Genomic DNA, 14,629 nt, shown 5'->3' on the forward strand with positions numbered 1-14,629 from the left:
TTTTGAACTTTTTTTTAATAAAATGAGAAGCATATACGCTATTACACTCATAATGTGCCTGTTAAGCCTAGTAAAAAAAAGTTATTCTCAGGAAAATAATGATTACATAATATATTTTACGAATTATTATTCTACGGAAAATTTCTCAAAAGCAGCTGTAATTGGGGCTCAAATATTGTCATCGGAAGACTTACGCCCTAAGGATGATGAACGCTTTCGCCTGCTATACAAAACAATACGTTCATTTGTTTATGCACATGAAAATGAAAAAGGTTATGAGTTTCTCAACTCAATTGATTTAAACCAGGATGATCAACTATTTGCGTCTTATATCAAATTATATTATGGGATTCTTTCAATAAACCTTAAATATGATCATCGTGGTAAAACAATCTTGACAAAGCTTTTACAAGATAACTCTGATACATTTTTAGTCGATTCTGTTAAAGCAAAAATTTACCATAACCTATCAGTAATTTATGGTAATGAGGAGCAACATGCACTAAGGCTTGAGTACCTGAGTAAATCCTTTGAACTTGAAAAAAAGACACTTTTAAACAATGCGAATTACGAGAACTACAACCTTTCAGTTGAAGTTTATAGTTCCACATTATATAGTACGTACAGGCAATATGAAGCTGCCTATCGAGTTTTACAGGAAGCACTTACAATGCCTTTTAATCACACAATTAATAACAATAACCATGCACTTTATCAGAATTATGTTGATCTTCTATTAATAATGGGTATAGAAGACAAGGCAAAACTTATAATTCAAAATCTCAGTGCCTTTTATAAAAACAAATCTCAGTATTTTCTCGATGAGTATGCCGCATTATTAATTTCACTTGCTTCACATTATTACCAACAAAACAATTACACCAGTACCATACTTTATGCTACAAACGCTCTCACAACATCGCCTTTAGTACAAGGTCGTATTACCACCCGCATTTCTGCAATCAGGCTCTTATCAGATCTTTATTATGAGTTGCAGCAATACGATAAAATGGAGTATTACCTCCTCCAGGGAATACGGGAGTGCAAACAATCAGATAAAAAACTTCTTGCCAACGCCTACTTGTCAGCAGGACAGTACTTTGCGAAACTCTATAAAGACCATATTGCTTATTCTTATATTGACTCAGCTAAACACCTCTATTACAATCAACTAAAGCTCCCCTTAAACAGACGTTTTGAAAATATTTTAGCATTAGCATATTTCGACCTAGGTCAATATACACAGAGCCTGGTACATCTTAACAATGTGACTAATGTCTTAGAAGGCAACAGCAACTACACAAACTACTTATTCTGGGATAATAATTATGAAAAAGCCTTATGTCACAAACATTTGGAGGAATACTATGAGGGATACCACCTATTGAGTAATGTAATAAGTGAGATGCTTACAAAATATCCTCACTTACAGGATAACTCGTCATCTATCCAAAATAGTCGGATTGCCATTCTATACCGCAAGGTGAATATTGCGCTCGCCGACAATCTTTACAGTCAATACGAAAAAAGCGGTGACATAAATACACTTCAAGAAGCCATGGCCTCCATTGAAGTTGCAGGTGATGGACTGGACTTGTTAAGGAGCAAGCAAAATTATGATCGAGATCGCCTTATAACAGGCGAAATGTACTACGACTTCACTTTGCAGAGTACTAAAGTAGCCATGGCGCTATACAATGCCACAAAAAAAAGAGATTACCTGGAACAAGCCTTTTCATTTATTCAAAAAGGTAAATCATATGCATTGCTTCAAGGCATAGCAGACAAGAACTATAAACTCAACTCAGGCGTACCCATTGAAACAATCAATCAACTGAACCACAACAAAGAGCAATACGACCGATATATGAAGCGCTACAATGAAGCTTTGTTTACAAACAAACCCGACAGTAGCCTTACTAACCAACTTAGTGAAAAAATGAGCCTCTGCATGGCCAGTATCGATAGCATCAACTCGTTTATAAATAAGAATTTTCCGCAGTATAAAGAAGAACAAGCCAGAATACCTTCACTGTCTCTGGCAGAAACGCAAGAGCGCATCAACAGTAACCAAACCATTATTGATTACTATCAAACAGAAGATGAGATAATTCGTTTTGTCATTGATAAAAATGCATACCAATGTGATATTATAAAGGTTGATACAGACTTTAATGAAGCCTTACAATTAGTCTTGGATGAACTATCAACCCCTTTTATTGGACAACACTCACTTCATCACATCCGGCATTTCGCAAAAGCTTCTTATACATTGTATAACAGCCTCCTAAAAGATTTAGAACAAACAGTAAAGGGTAAGGAGCTTATTATCATTCCTCATTCCGACCTCGCCTATCTGCCTTTTGAATCGTTATTAACAGAGGATGTTTCAAAGCAAAAACCACGTTTTAAAGAGTATCCTTGGCTGGTTAAATCACAAACTTTGAGTTATGCCTATAATACAGCCTTACTTGATTACCAGTCACATCAACCAGTTGAATTTAATCGTGTCATTGCTTTTGCACCGGAGTATTGCGGCCAGATCATACCCGATTCAATCGACTTCAGCGCTAATATGCTATTAGATTCATTGTTACCCCCTCTTGAAGGTGCACAAAAGGAAATACTCTCTATTGAGCAAATTTACACAACCAAGCTCTTTAAAGGCAAAGCTGCCAATAAAACCAATTTTATTGCATCTATGCAGGACAATGACATTATACATCTGGCTATGCATTCATTAAACGATGACATCCAACCTTTTAACTCCCAAATCGTATTTACCTCAGAAGATAGCCTCACGGGGAGTTTTACAGCCGCTGAGATATATAATTACAGCATCAAATCACCATTAACAGTGCTCAGCTCGTGCAGCTCAGGAAGCGGTCAGAAAAGGAAGGGAGAGGGATTATTAAGCATTGCCAGAGCTTTTACATTTGCGGGCGTTGAATCACAAGTTATGACGCTCTGGCCGGTAAATGATGCCAGCGGGGCAGATATAACCAGTGAATTTTATAACGAACTCAATAAAGGCATTGGCAAGAATAAGGCACTACAAAACAGCAAACTCAATTACTTATCAAAAGCAGACGGCATACATTCTCACCCATACTATTGGGCCAATTATGTTTTATCTGGCAATACAAATCCTATCAAACAGAAAATGCCAAAAGGCATTTTTATGTACCTTTTGGCATTTGCCATGTTATCTGTTGTTATTCTTTTTATCTATGACAAAAAGCATTCGCGCTAAGAATCAAGCTTGCTCAATATATCTTTAGCTTCTTTCGCGTATTTATTATTGCTTGTCATAATTTGAGTCAGCAGCAGCTCTGCTTCCTTGTATTCTTCGAGCTTTAAATGACATAAAGCTAGGTACCATTTAACCTGCTCTTCGTAAAATATTGCAATGTTTCTAGTTGCTTCAAGCTCATTTTTAGCTTCCTTTATCTCGCCAAGCTCCAGGTAGCAAAGTCCGGTAAAGAAACCTGCCAACTCTTCATTTTCTACGCGCAATTCATTAAAAGCCACAATAGCGTTATTCATGTCACCGGAATGATACAACTCAAAGGCCATGTTAAAGCTACCCGACTGTTCGCCTCCCCTAACAGTTAAATCAGCCCCATAAGGACTGTAATATTCTACGAAGGCCTGATTACCTGTATAATTAGCATCTCGCAGCAAACCTAAGTAACTTCCTAATCCAATAACCACCACCACCGATGCAGCAGCCAGCCAATAATTAATTTTGAAAGACGACTTTTTACTATCTTCTTCTGTAATAAATTCATTGCCTATATCTTTCAACTGCTTTCTGAAATCGGAATAATCCTCCTCATGATTAGCAATTGTGTAAAGCACCTCTTGCTGAAGCTTAACATCCTCTTTTAGTCCTTGGTTATTGACTAATTCAGCCTTTAACTCAGCGCGGTGTAAAGGATCCAGTTCGTTTGTAAAAAACTGCAGTATTTTCTTATCATAATCCATACTTCAACTCCTTATATTCTGGATCTGCTTTAATCATCTCCAGCAACTTTTTATTACACATCGATTTCCTATTCTTTGTGTATGCAACCGAACTAAATGCCAGTTCGGTGGTGATATGCTCATTGGTAAAGCCAATAGCAACCAGCCTAAGCACATCCTGACATACCTTCTGAATCTTATTAAAGTACTTTAAGTATAAACGCCTCCGTTTCTCAAAAAGTTCCTTTTCATGAATTTCACTTTCCAATTCAGGTATCTCATCTGACAACATCTGATAAACCGGTGTCACCTTTCTTTTTCGCAACTCAAAATGCCAAAGGTTTTTACAAATGGCAATAAAATAGGTTGAAAACTTGGAAACCAAAATCGGTTTTTCCTTTTTTGAGTAGATGGCAATAAATGCATCTTGCATAACTTGCATCGCATCCTCTTTGGTTCCGCTATTCTCCAGCACTATATTACTCACCTGCTCCCAAACAAGCTGCATAATATACTTGATCAGCTTACTATCCCTTGAGTAAACCGCATCTAACAACTCACTATCTGTATACTTTCTTTTAAACATCTTAATTGTTTTCCGCCACCAAAATAGTGATTTTAATTCAATTTTCTTTTAACCTAAGAAACGCAAAAAATGAGATACTATCCAGTAAAATATTGATTTTTATCCGCATAACTATTATGTACATACGGCATCACACAACTAAATGTTGCACTAAATATGGATAAATAATCGTCTACATTGCTAAGTAGAAGTCTTTGGTAAGTGCAATATATTTATCCGAATACTTATGTCGGCCTTTATCCTCTATGATCATATCATCTAAGCATGCTTCTGCCACATCTTCTTTTATGAACTCCACCAATGCCCTGACATATTTTTTATTTGGTGTGGGACGAATATTTAAACGTTTATGCAAATACCACCCAACATGCTTTGCTGAAGATATAAGCTCTTCACTAGAATCATAAGGAATAATAAGTGATAACCTTCCCTTTTCATGTGTTAATTGATGGGCGTATGCCACCAAATCGTTATAGGAAAGCGAGTCGGTATGGCGTGCCCTAGTACGCGATTGATTTTCGCTTTTAAAAGCATTATTAAAAAAAGGCGGATTACATACTACATGATCAAATAAACCACAGGCTTTGGGTTTAAATGCCTGAAGTGGGCATAGTTCAACCAAAATCCGGTTGCTCCAATCCGACGCTTCAACATTGAAAACGGCCTGCTTCACAGCTCCTTCATCAATATCAATGGCTGTAATCATAGCTTTCGCATTACGTTGGGCCATCATCAAAGCAATTAAGCCTGTTCCGGTACCAACATCCAATATGACTGAACAACTGTCAATATCGGCCCATGCTCCCAGAAGCACGCCATCGGTCCCAACCTTCATGGCGGCTTGACTTTGGTGGATAGTAAACTGCTTAAACTGAAAGTAACTATTGGCCATACTTAAAAAGACTCATTGACTCCTAAACTAAACAAGGCAAAATCATATTTGACAGGATCGGCTGCATCAAACTTTCTCAGAGTTAACATGATTTCGTCAACCGCTTTAATATCATTTTGTTTCCGCGTAAGAATACCCAACTGTCGTGATACGTTGCCAGTGTGCACGTCTAACGGCAATAATAAATCAGCCGGAGAAATGCTCTGCCAGATACCAAAATCCACACCCCGATTATCTTTTCGCACCATCCATCGTAAAAACATATTCAGCCGTTTGGCAGAAGAACCTTTCGCTATATTTGCAATATGCTTAGAGGTTCTATCTGGAGCCTCTAAGCCCAAAAAAACGGAACGGAAATGCACCAGAGCTGGTTTTATATCACCCGTTTGATAGCTAGTGGCAAATAGCTGCTCAAGCCCACCATGGCATTGATATATCTCCTTTAAAGTGTTTAAAAAATACAAACAATCAACAGAAGAAAAGGTGCGGTAATAAAATGTCTCAAAACGCGACCATTCATTCTCACTGGCATTCAACAGAAAATCACAGGGCGAATTATCAAGTAAGCTCATTAATTGCTTCGCACTCTTTAATATCAAATCACGTCGTCCCCAAGCTATAGCAGCCGTCAAGAAAGCAGCTATTTCAATATCTTCTTTTTGGGTAAACAAGTGTGGGATAGTAATGGGATCATCTTCTATAAATTCTGGCCGGTTATATTTATCCACCTTTTCATCCAGAAAGTCTTTAATTTCGATTAATTCCATCCATTAAGTGTTATGTACCAGGCCATCTTTCATTTCAATCATCCGATCACACATTTTAGCTAAATGGTAATCGTGGGTAACTATCACGAAAGTCTGATTATAAGCCTCGCGCAAATCAAAGAATAGCTTCTGTAGTTCTTCCTGGCTATGAGAGTCGAGGTTGCCTGATGGCTCATCGGCAAAAATAACAGCGGGTCTGTTAATTAATGCCCTGGCCACAGCTACTCGTTGTTTTTCGCCTCCACTAAGCTCTGATGGTTTATGTTCTAGACGATGATCAAGACTTAAAAATGTTAAAAATTCCTTGGCTTGCTTTTCAGCATCTGCCTTTGATGCTCCTTTGATTAATGCAGGTAACATCGCGTTTTCAAGTGCGGTAAACTCGGGTAAAAGCTGATGAAACTGAAAGACAAAGCCAATACGTGTGTTTCTGAATACAGATAGTTCTTTACCTGATAACTTATTAAGATTAATCCCGTCTAACTCCACCTCGCCCGATGTTGGTTTGTCAAGAGTACCCAATATCTGAAGTAAGGTTGTCTTTCCGGCACCACTGGCACCCACAATTGAAACGACCTCACCTTTATTAATTGTCAGATCAATACCTTTTAATACTTCAAGGTCTCCATATTTCTTTGTTATCCCGGCACAGTTAATCATATCTAAACAAATAAAAGATAAATGTACAAGATATAAATACTTAGAAAAATTCCACCTTTCCAACGCGAAACTAATCCTTTTGAAAGTGGCAAAATTGACAGGAACAAAAGAATAGCAATACCCACCATCCACCAGTAATCGTAATTTACAATGGAAGGACTAACATTAATTGGTTTAATGGTAGAGGTAACCCCTAAAACAGCCCAGATATTAAAAATATTAGAGCCAATGATATTACCAATGGATATATCTGATTCCTTCTTAATGGCCGCTATTAATGATGTAGCCAGCTCGGGAATACTAGTACCAACAGCAACAACTGAAATCCCTATAACACGTTCACTAACACCCAGTCTGGTGGCAATATCTTTAGCTCCAATTACCAGCCATTCGGCACCATAATACAAGCCTGCTGCAGCTAGCAAAAATAACAAAACCGTTTTGACCAGCGAAAGTGAAGGTTTTTCAATTTTTTCCTTGCTCTTGCCCTGTTTACGACTATTAAATACTGCCCAAATTATATAAACTCCCAACAATACTATAAACAGAATCCCCTCAAATGAGCTTATAATAAAGTTAGAGCTCGCAAGTATCAGTCCGAATGTAGCCAGCATCATAACTATCCAATCAAGCCATACCGTTTTCTTAATAACTTTTACAGGATATACAATGGCTACCATGCCTAACACTAAAGCAATATTAGCAATATTTGAACCGACAACGTTACCCACTGAAATATCGGCAGCACCATCAAAAACGGCTCGCAAACTAACCAGCAACTCGGGTGCAGAAGTACCAAAAGCAACTACAGTAATTCCAATAACCAAGGTGGATACTTTGAAATGACGAGCTAACTGCACACTCGACTTTACCAGCCAGTCTCCACTAAAAAACAACAACACAAAACCGGCCAATAAATATAAAACTGGGGGCATACAAACAATAGTTAATCAAGTTTATCTTCTCTCGAAACAGGTCCTTCCGGAGATACAGGAGGGACCTCGTCCGATTGGCTGTCATCTTTTGCCTCAGCGGACTCAGCATTTTGCTTAAGCTTGTAAGGATCGTCATCTGACATTTCTTCCTCAATTGCAGAATTAACAGCTTTAATCTCCGTATCTATTCCTTCACGTGTTTCCTTAACCACATCAGTTATATCGCTTGTATTCTCTCTGAATTCACGTTTAATTTCTTCTGATGCTCTACGAAATTCATTCATTCCCTTACCCAGCATTCTGGCAACATCAGGAATACTTTTGGCACCAAACAGTAACAAAACAACCAAAACGACGATAATAATTTCGCCCCCGGATATAAAAAGAATTGTATTCATAGCAAACAATTTCAAGCTCAAAGATAGTTCCAAAAATATCAATAGAAAAATCAAAACCACCTATCAGGGAATCTAATTAGCATAAATTAACTGTCAACTGATATTACTTGTTCTGACAACAAAAAAGCCCTGTGAATCTTCACAGGGCTCTCTTTTATATCAGTTTCTTATTATTTCTTTTGCTTCTTCTTATTAAGAAAGTTGAAAGCAACCGGCGTTGCAATAAACAATGATGAGTATGTACCAACAAGTACACCTACCATTAGTGCAAATACGAATCCACGAATAACTTCACCTCCAAACAGGAAGATAACTAACAACACCACAAATGTTGTTAACGAAGTATTGATCGTACGACTCACGGTTGAGTTAAGCGCAGCATCTACCACCTCTTCCTTATTACGTTTTGGGAATAGTTTGAAGTACTCACGAATACGGTCAAACACAACCACGGTATCGTTAATTGAATAACCGATAACGGTAAGAATTGCTGCAATAAATGACTGATCAATTTCCATTGAGAATGGCATAAACGAATATGTCAGCGAGAAGATACCTAACACAACAATAACGTCGTGTACCAATGCAGCCAACGCGCCATAACCATATTCTTTATTGCGGAAACGAATCAGAATATACAGGAAGATGACCAACAAACTGAATCCGATAGCATATGCCGCATTCTTTTTAATATCACTTGCAATGGTTGGACCCACCTTCTGCGAACTCATTCGGTAATCAGACAAGAAATCGTCCTGAGAAATATCTTTCTTAATGAACGTTTTCAACCCTTCATACAACCTTGTCTCAACCTGGTTATCTATCTCATCCGAATTTTCTTCAATCATGTAGTTAGTAGCAATACGCACCTGGTTACCTTCATTACCAAATTGCTTTGCTTCTACGTGAGCACCATCAAATACATCGCTTAATGTTTTCTGTACATCAACTGATGAAACCTGCTCATCGAAACGTACAACAAAAGTACGTCCACCAGTGAAATCAATACCTTGCTTCAGTCCCAAGGTTGCCAGTGAACCAATAGAGGCCAACACTGCAACTGCTGAAATTGCGAAGAATAATTTTTGCTTCTCCAGGAATCTTACATGTAGGTTTTTGTACAAATTACGTGTTAGCTTGGTATCAAAAACCAGCTTCTTATTCTTACTCAACATTTGTTCAAAAATCAATCGAGTGATGAAAATAGCTGAGAAGAATGAGGTAGCAATACCAATCATTAATGTGGTTGCGAAACCTTTAATCGGACCCGTACCAAATAAGAATAAAATAAGACCAGTTAAGAAGGTTGTTACGTTCGCATCAATGATGGCAGAGAATGCATTGTTATAACCATCTTTAATGGCCATTTGAATACCTTTACCGGCTCTCAACTCCTCCTTGATACGCTCATAAATAAGTACGTTGGCATCCACCGACATACCAATTGTCAGAACGATACCCGCAATACCAGGCAGTGTTAACACAGCTCCAAAGGATGCCAGAACACCCATAATAAAGAACATGTTAGCTATCAAAGCAAAATCAGCTACCCATCCTGAACGCACACCATAGTAAAGTAGCATGTAGATAAGCACTACGATAAATGCCCAAATGAAAGATGTTAAACCACTATCAACAGCTTCCTGACCCAGTGAAGGACCTACTACTGTATCTTCAACAATTCGTGCAGGTGCAGGTAATTTACCCGACTTAAGAATATTCGCCAAATCCTGAGATTCCTCTGGTGTGAAGTTACCGGTTATCTGACTCTGACCACCATCAATCTTTTGATTAACAGTTGGGAAACTATAAACAAAACCATCTAATACAACAGCAATACTACGATCCACATTAGCGCCTGTCAGGCGAGACCATGTTTTCGCTCCTTCAGCATTCATGCTCATACTTACTTCAAACTGCCCTCGCTGGTTAGTTTGACTACGAGCTGAAGTAATAACATCACCTTCTAATGGAGGACGGCCATCATGAGTGCTAACTTTAATAGCCACCAATTGGAAAGCAGTTTCTTTTTCATTGATATCTGAACCAAAACGACTAACTAAATAGTCTTTTTCAATTGGCTTAACTGTCCAGAAGAAACGGGCGTCTTTTGGGAACAAACTCTTAACTGTTGGATTTGCTAAATAAGCATTCACTTCCGCAGTATCGCGCGATAAAGCAATACCAACTACAGGACCTCTTTGCTGAGGATGGTTTGGCTGTAAGTACGAAAACAATGAATTAGTACTGGCAGCTTCCAATGAGTCTGTTGTTGTAGCATCGGCTGCTAACTGATCAACCAATGAAGCTTCCTCTGCTGTTTCTGCAGACACTTCTTCAGCTACTTCCTCCGTTACACTTACTGGCGCTTTGGCAGCTTCAATTTCGCGAACTTTAGAATCAGCCTGAACCAGCGATTCAAAAAGCTCTGAATTCTCATAGGTTTCCCAAAACTCAAGACTTGCAGTACCCTGAAGCAGCTTACGCACACGCTGAGGATCGGTAACCCCTGGTAACTCAACTAATACACGACCCGCTTTTTCCAGTCGCTGAATATTAGGCTGTGTTACACCAAAACGGTCAATACGTGAACGCAGAATGTTGAATGCATTATCAATCGCACTATTTGATTCTTCACGTATTACTTTCAACACCTCTTCGTTTGTAGAGTTATAGCTTACACGTTCTTTTAATTCAACAGTATTGAAAATTGTTGCCAGTTGCGCATTAGGGTCAATATCAGAAAACGCTTTTCCGAAAAGCTTGATAAAATCATCTGAAGAATTCTTTTCAGCCTCTTCAGCTGCTTTCAACGCTTTCAAAAATGTTTCATCGGTATTGTAGTTGGAAAGTGCACGAACAACATCAGCCACTTTAACCTCAAGAATAAGGTTCATACCACCTTTTAAGTCAAGACCGAAATTTATTTCGCGCTCTTTACACTCTTGGTATGTATATTTACGGGCACCCCATAAAAAGTTATAAACCGTCTCGTTTTTAATTGAATCCAGGTAGGCAAATTCTTTCTCCGAGTCGCCACCTGCTATCTCTTTCGCCACATTTTCCACTCTACGAGTCTGGAATGTAAACATCAATTGATATAAGCTGACCAATACCAACAATATGGCAAAAAGTCTAATAGCTCCTTTGTTCTGCATTTGTTAAAAATTTTTATAATTCGTTTTGACAAACTTCACGTCTTAGTCGCGCAAATATATCGAAATTTTTCATATACAGAGCTTAAAAGGAAGTGTTAAATTGATATATGATAAGAATCTTAGACAAAACTATCTGCTGAACAATATAATCTCTGTCAAAATTGTCAGTTTATGAATTTACAGGACGTAAACTCACGCCTCTAAAGGCCTGAATAAAAGTAGCAATAAATGAAAGTAACATTAAAACCAATGCCCAGAAAACGAACACAAACCCTCCAATGAAATCAAAATAAGCATAGCTGCTTCCCCAGGCCTGAATAGCCCAATAAGCAGGAAAAGATGCTAAAACAACACCCAGCACAACATATATTCCATACATTGAGAAAACCTGAGTCATGATCAATTGCCGCGTGGCTCCCAAAATGTTTTTAACCGCTATACCTTCTGATTTATACTCGATTACAAATGCCACCAGAGCAATAACCCCCAATAGGGCAATAAACAAGGAAAGCAGTGCAAAAACAGACATAATCTTCGCAATCCGTACATCATCATCATATAGTCCATTTATCCGATCCGTTAGCATTGAATACACGAAAGGCGCACCTTCTGAGTATTTATCCCAAACCGATCTTACTGCCTGCATATCCAAAGCTTTTCCTTTCTTAATTAAAATATATTCGAAGCGCATTTTTTCTGGCAATAACATTAGCGCCAGCGGTCGAATTTCGGTAAAATATGATTCAAAATGATAGTCTTTTATAACTCCAACAGTACTGAGGGACCAATTTCTATTACCATAAACTTCGAGTTTTTCATCCAATGGTTTTCTTAAGTCCAACTTCTTTATAGCAGCAATATTAAGATTAATACCCAGACTATCCCCCAGCTCATCGCTCAAAAACCGCCCTGCCTTTAACTGTAATCCCAGTACTTTAAAATATTCTTCATCTATATAATTGATGGGCAACATATGTACCCGCTCTTCTTCACCATTGCTAATACGGAATGCCCCCTGAAAATGATCATCACCAGGCAAGCTATTACATGCACTTACATACTCTACCCCATCTATCTTTTTAAGTTCGTTCTTAAAAGCCTCAAGGTTATTACGAACCGCATGCCCCCGCTCAACAACAATCACATTATCACTTTCAAAACCATGATCATTCGTTCTCACATAATTTATCTGCCACCACATAGCTGTGGCCACCACAACTAAAAACATGGCCACGCCAAACTGACTTGCCACAAGCAAACCACGCACCACAAACCCAGTTTTTCCAATTTTATAAGAGCCTGAAATCAACTTCCCGGGCTTCCTTCCGGAAAAGAAAAACGCTGGGAAACTGCCTGCCAAAAGCCCTACGAAAAGCAAAACGACTAAAATTCCAAAGAAATCCACCCAGCCTCTGAAGAAGTCGAATTCAAGGTTCAGTCCAAAAAACTGATTAAGGAAAGGTAACATCAGCTCCAGCAAAACCATTCCAATAAACATCGCTCCTAAGCCATACACCAGAGCCTCCACCAAGAATTGAGCGATTAACTGCGTACGCGAAGCACCGACCAATTGCCTATAACCCACTTCCTGATATTTGACCCTCAACTTAGCTGTTGTCAAATTCATAAAATTGATGCATGTGGTCAGTAAAACAAATATTGCCACAAACACAAAAAGCTTAATGTAAATAGGTTTTGAGTTCACCCTCAATTCTCCATCTAAATGGGAATCGAAATGGATGCTCTTAATGTTTTGAGCAAAAAATGACAGCTCAATACTATTCCCGGCTTGTTCATCTTCAACAACTTCCTGAACTTGTGGCACAAAAAGCTTATCCTTTTGTTGATTAACCTTATCCATAAAGGCATCCGACGCAACACCACCCTTTAACTTCAAATAGGTATAGCAGTTTAAATACAGCCAGTCATTCTTCCAGTTCTCCAGGTAGGCAGAATCGGCTTTATTTAATAGAATTTCATCAATTGTACTAAGCGATGCCACAAAACCAAATTGAAAATGCGTTGCACCCGGCACATCTTCACACACTCCTACTATCTGATAGCTTATCCCCTCACGTTCTAGTACTTCCCCAACAACATCGGTTTTGCCAAAATACTTATATGCAATTGATTCTGTAACAACCAGCTGCCTTGGAGCATTAAAAATAACAGGATCAACTCCTTCTAAAAAATTAAAATCAAACAAATTAAAAAAGGTGGAATCACCAAACATAAATCCATCCTCATTAAAATGCTTATCTTCATAAGACACTACATTATTGGCACCAGGAATAAAACGAACCACTTCTTCCACATCGTCCATTTCCCGAAGCATCACAGCCAATGGCATCGGCGACGTAGCACTATTGATATTATTATTCCCTAATACGCCTTCCGTAGCTACGCGATATATTCGGCTGTTATGAGTAAAGGAACTATCATAACTCAATTCATGTCGCACTAACAGAATAACAAAAAGTCCTAATACCAAACCAACAGAAAGACCAAAGATATTTAGCAAAGCATAAACACCTTGCTTTCTAATACCTCTAATGGCTACTTTGATATGGTGATTCAGCATCATTACAGACGATTCTTTATATTTTCAGTTACTACATGCCCATCAAACAATTGTATCACGCGCTGCCCTCGATCGGCCTCCAGAGCCGAATGAGTAGCCATTACTATGGTAAAACCCTCTTCATTTAAAGAAGATAACACCTCCATTATCTTATTACCACAAGCTGAAGTCAAATTCCCAGTGGGTTCGTCGGCTACTATTAAGTCTGGATTTGTAATGATAGCCCTGCCTACTCCTACCAATTGCTTCTGCAGAGCAGATAATTGTTTTGGAAAATAGTGTTTCAAATGCGAAACCTGCAGTTTAGACAGTATATTCGCCACTTTATCCTGCCGTTCTCTCTTCGAATACTTCAGGTATTTCAATGGCAGTTCAATATTCTCGTACACGTTTAATTCATCAATCAACCCGAAATTCTGGAAAATAAACCCAATACCTCCTCTCCTTAGATTACTCCTCTGACGATCTTTTAGGCGACTTACTTCGTGCCCCATAAAAAATAACTCCCCCGAGGTAGGCATTTCGATTAATCCAATGATATTAATTAAAGTGGACTTTCCACTTCCCGAAGGCCCAAGAATTACCACATATTCACCCTGTTCAATGTCGAGATTGACATTTTGAAGAATAGTGCTCTCAATGGAACCATCCCTTAATACCTTTGTTAGATTTCTTGCATGAATCAT

At 38.4% G+C, this 14,629-nt stretch carries 11 protein-coding genes; 1 reads left to right on the top strand and 10 read right to left on the bottom strand.

Annotated elements, in window-relative coordinates; genetic code table 11:
- Positions 1-22 precede the first annotated feature (22 nt).
- Positions 23-3,253, top strand: a complete 3,231-nt coding sequence (locus KDU71_RS14360) for a CHAT domain-containing protein (RefSeq protein ID WP_212191783.1) — start codon at positions 23-25, stop codon at positions 3,251-3,253.
- Here KDU71_RS14360 and KDU71_RS14365 read toward each other — a convergent pair.
- From KDU71_RS14365 to KDU71_RS14410, 10 genes are all read right to left on the bottom strand, one after another.
- Positions 3,250-3,987: a tetratricopeptide repeat protein gene (locus tag KDU71_RS14365; RefSeq protein WP_212191784.1), complete on the bottom strand. Its 738-nt coding sequence runs from the start codon at positions 3,985-3,987 to the stop codon at positions 3,250-3,252. The genes KDU71_RS14360 and KDU71_RS14365 overlap by 4 nt on opposite strands.
- Positions 3,977-4,552: an RNA polymerase sigma factor gene (locus KDU71_RS14370; protein ID WP_212191785.1), complete on the bottom strand. Its 576-nt coding sequence runs from the start codon at positions 4,550-4,552 to the stop codon at positions 3,977-3,979. Before KDU71_RS14370 ends, KDU71_RS14365 begins: the two co-directional genes overlap by 11 nt.
- Positions 4,553-4,724: 172 nt before the next feature.
- On the bottom strand, positions 4,725-5,444 hold the full coding sequence (locus tag KDU71_RS14375; RefSeq protein ID WP_212191786.1) for a tRNA1(Val) (adenine(37)-N6)-methyltransferase: 720 nt from the start codon (positions 5,442-5,444) through the stop codon (positions 4,725-4,727).
- Between the two features lie 2 nt (positions 5,445-5,446).
- Entirely contained in the window at positions 5,447-6,211 is a 765-nt protein-coding gene (locus KDU71_RS14380; RefSeq protein ID WP_212191787.1) for a TIGR02757 family protein, read from the bottom strand.
- 3 nt (positions 6,212-6,214) lie between these two features.
- Positions 6,215-6,871 carry an ABC transporter ATP-binding protein gene (locus KDU71_RS14385; RefSeq protein ID WP_212191788.1) on the bottom strand — a complete coding sequence of 219 codons (657 nt, stop codon included), beginning with the start codon at positions 6,869-6,871 and terminating at the stop codon, positions 6,215-6,217.
- 2 nt (positions 6,872-6,873) lie between these two features.
- Positions 6,874-7,806: a calcium/sodium antiporter gene (locus KDU71_RS14390; RefSeq protein ID WP_212191789.1), complete on the bottom strand. Its 933-nt coding sequence runs from the start codon at positions 7,804-7,806 to the stop codon at positions 6,874-6,876.
- Positions 7,807-7,817: 11 nt separating this feature from the next.
- A complete protein-coding gene (locus KDU71_RS14395) occupies positions 7,818-8,204 on the bottom strand; it encodes a twin-arginine translocase TatA/TatE family subunit (protein WP_212191790.1) in 387 nt (128 codons plus the stop codon).
- A gap of 170 nt (positions 8,205-8,374) precedes the next feature.
- A complete protein-coding gene (secDF, locus tag KDU71_RS14400) occupies positions 8,375-11,362 on the bottom strand; it encodes a protein translocase subunit SecDF (protein ID WP_212191791.1) in 2,988 nt (995 codons plus the stop codon).
- Positions 11,363-11,531: 169 nt separating this feature from the next.
- Complete coding sequence (locus KDU71_RS14405) at positions 11,532-13,946, bottom strand: ABC transporter permease (protein ID WP_212191792.1); 2,415 nt, start codon at positions 13,944-13,946, stop codon at positions 11,532-11,534.
- Positions 13,946-14,629 carry an ABC transporter ATP-binding protein gene (locus KDU71_RS14410; RefSeq protein WP_212191793.1) on the bottom strand — a complete coding sequence of 228 codons (684 nt, stop codon included), beginning with the start codon at positions 14,627-14,629 and terminating at the stop codon, positions 13,946-13,948. The genes KDU71_RS14405 and KDU71_RS14410 overlap by 1 nt, the downstream gene beginning before the upstream one ends.

The organism is Carboxylicivirga sediminis (assembly GCF_018156225.1).
Taxonomy (GTDB): Bacteria; Bacteroidota; Bacteroidia; order Bacteroidales; family Marinilabiliaceae; genus Carboxylicivirga; species Carboxylicivirga sediminis.

Excerpts from the sequence above, each read along its gene's own strand:
- KDU71_RS14360 (WP_212191783.1), top strand. The coding sequence starts at position 23 with ATGAGAAGCATATACGCTATTACACTCATAATGTGCCTGTTAAGCCTA.
- KDU71_RS14365 (WP_212191784.1), bottom strand. The coding sequence starts at position 3,987 with ATGGATTATGATAAGAAAATACTGCAGTTTTTTACAAACGAACTGGAT.
- KDU71_RS14370 (WP_212191785.1), bottom strand. The coding sequence starts at position 4,552 with ATGTTTAAAAGAAAGTATACAGATAGTGAGTTGTTAGATGCGGTTTAC.
- KDU71_RS14375 (WP_212191786.1), bottom strand. The coding sequence starts at position 5,444 with ATGGCCAATAGTTACTTTCAGTTTAAGCAGTTTACTATCCACCAAAGT.
- KDU71_RS14380 (WP_212191787.1), bottom strand. The coding sequence starts at position 6,211 with ATGGAATTAATCGAAATTAAAGACTTTCTGGATGAAAAGGTGGATAAA.
- KDU71_RS14385 (WP_212191788.1), bottom strand. The coding sequence starts at position 6,871 with ATGATTAACTGTGCCGGGATAACAAAGAAATATGGAGACCTTGAAGTA.
- KDU71_RS14390 (WP_212191789.1), bottom strand. The coding sequence starts at position 7,806 with ATGCCCCCAGTTTTATATTTATTGGCCGGTTTTGTGTTGTTGTTTTTT.
- KDU71_RS14395 (WP_212191790.1), bottom strand. The coding sequence starts at position 8,204 with ATGAATACAATTCTTTTTATATCCGGGGGCGAAATTATTATCGTCGTT.
- secDF (WP_212191791.1), bottom strand. The coding sequence starts at position 11,362 with ATGCAGAACAAAGGAGCTATTAGACTTTTTGCCATATTGTTGGTATTG.
- KDU71_RS14405 (WP_212191792.1), bottom strand. The coding sequence starts at position 13,946 with ATGATGCTGAATCACCATATCAAAGTAGCCATTAGAGGTATTAGAAAG.
- KDU71_RS14410 (WP_212191793.1), bottom strand. The coding sequence starts at position 14,629 with ATGATTCATGCAAGAAATCTAACAAAGGTATTAAGGGATGGTTCCATT.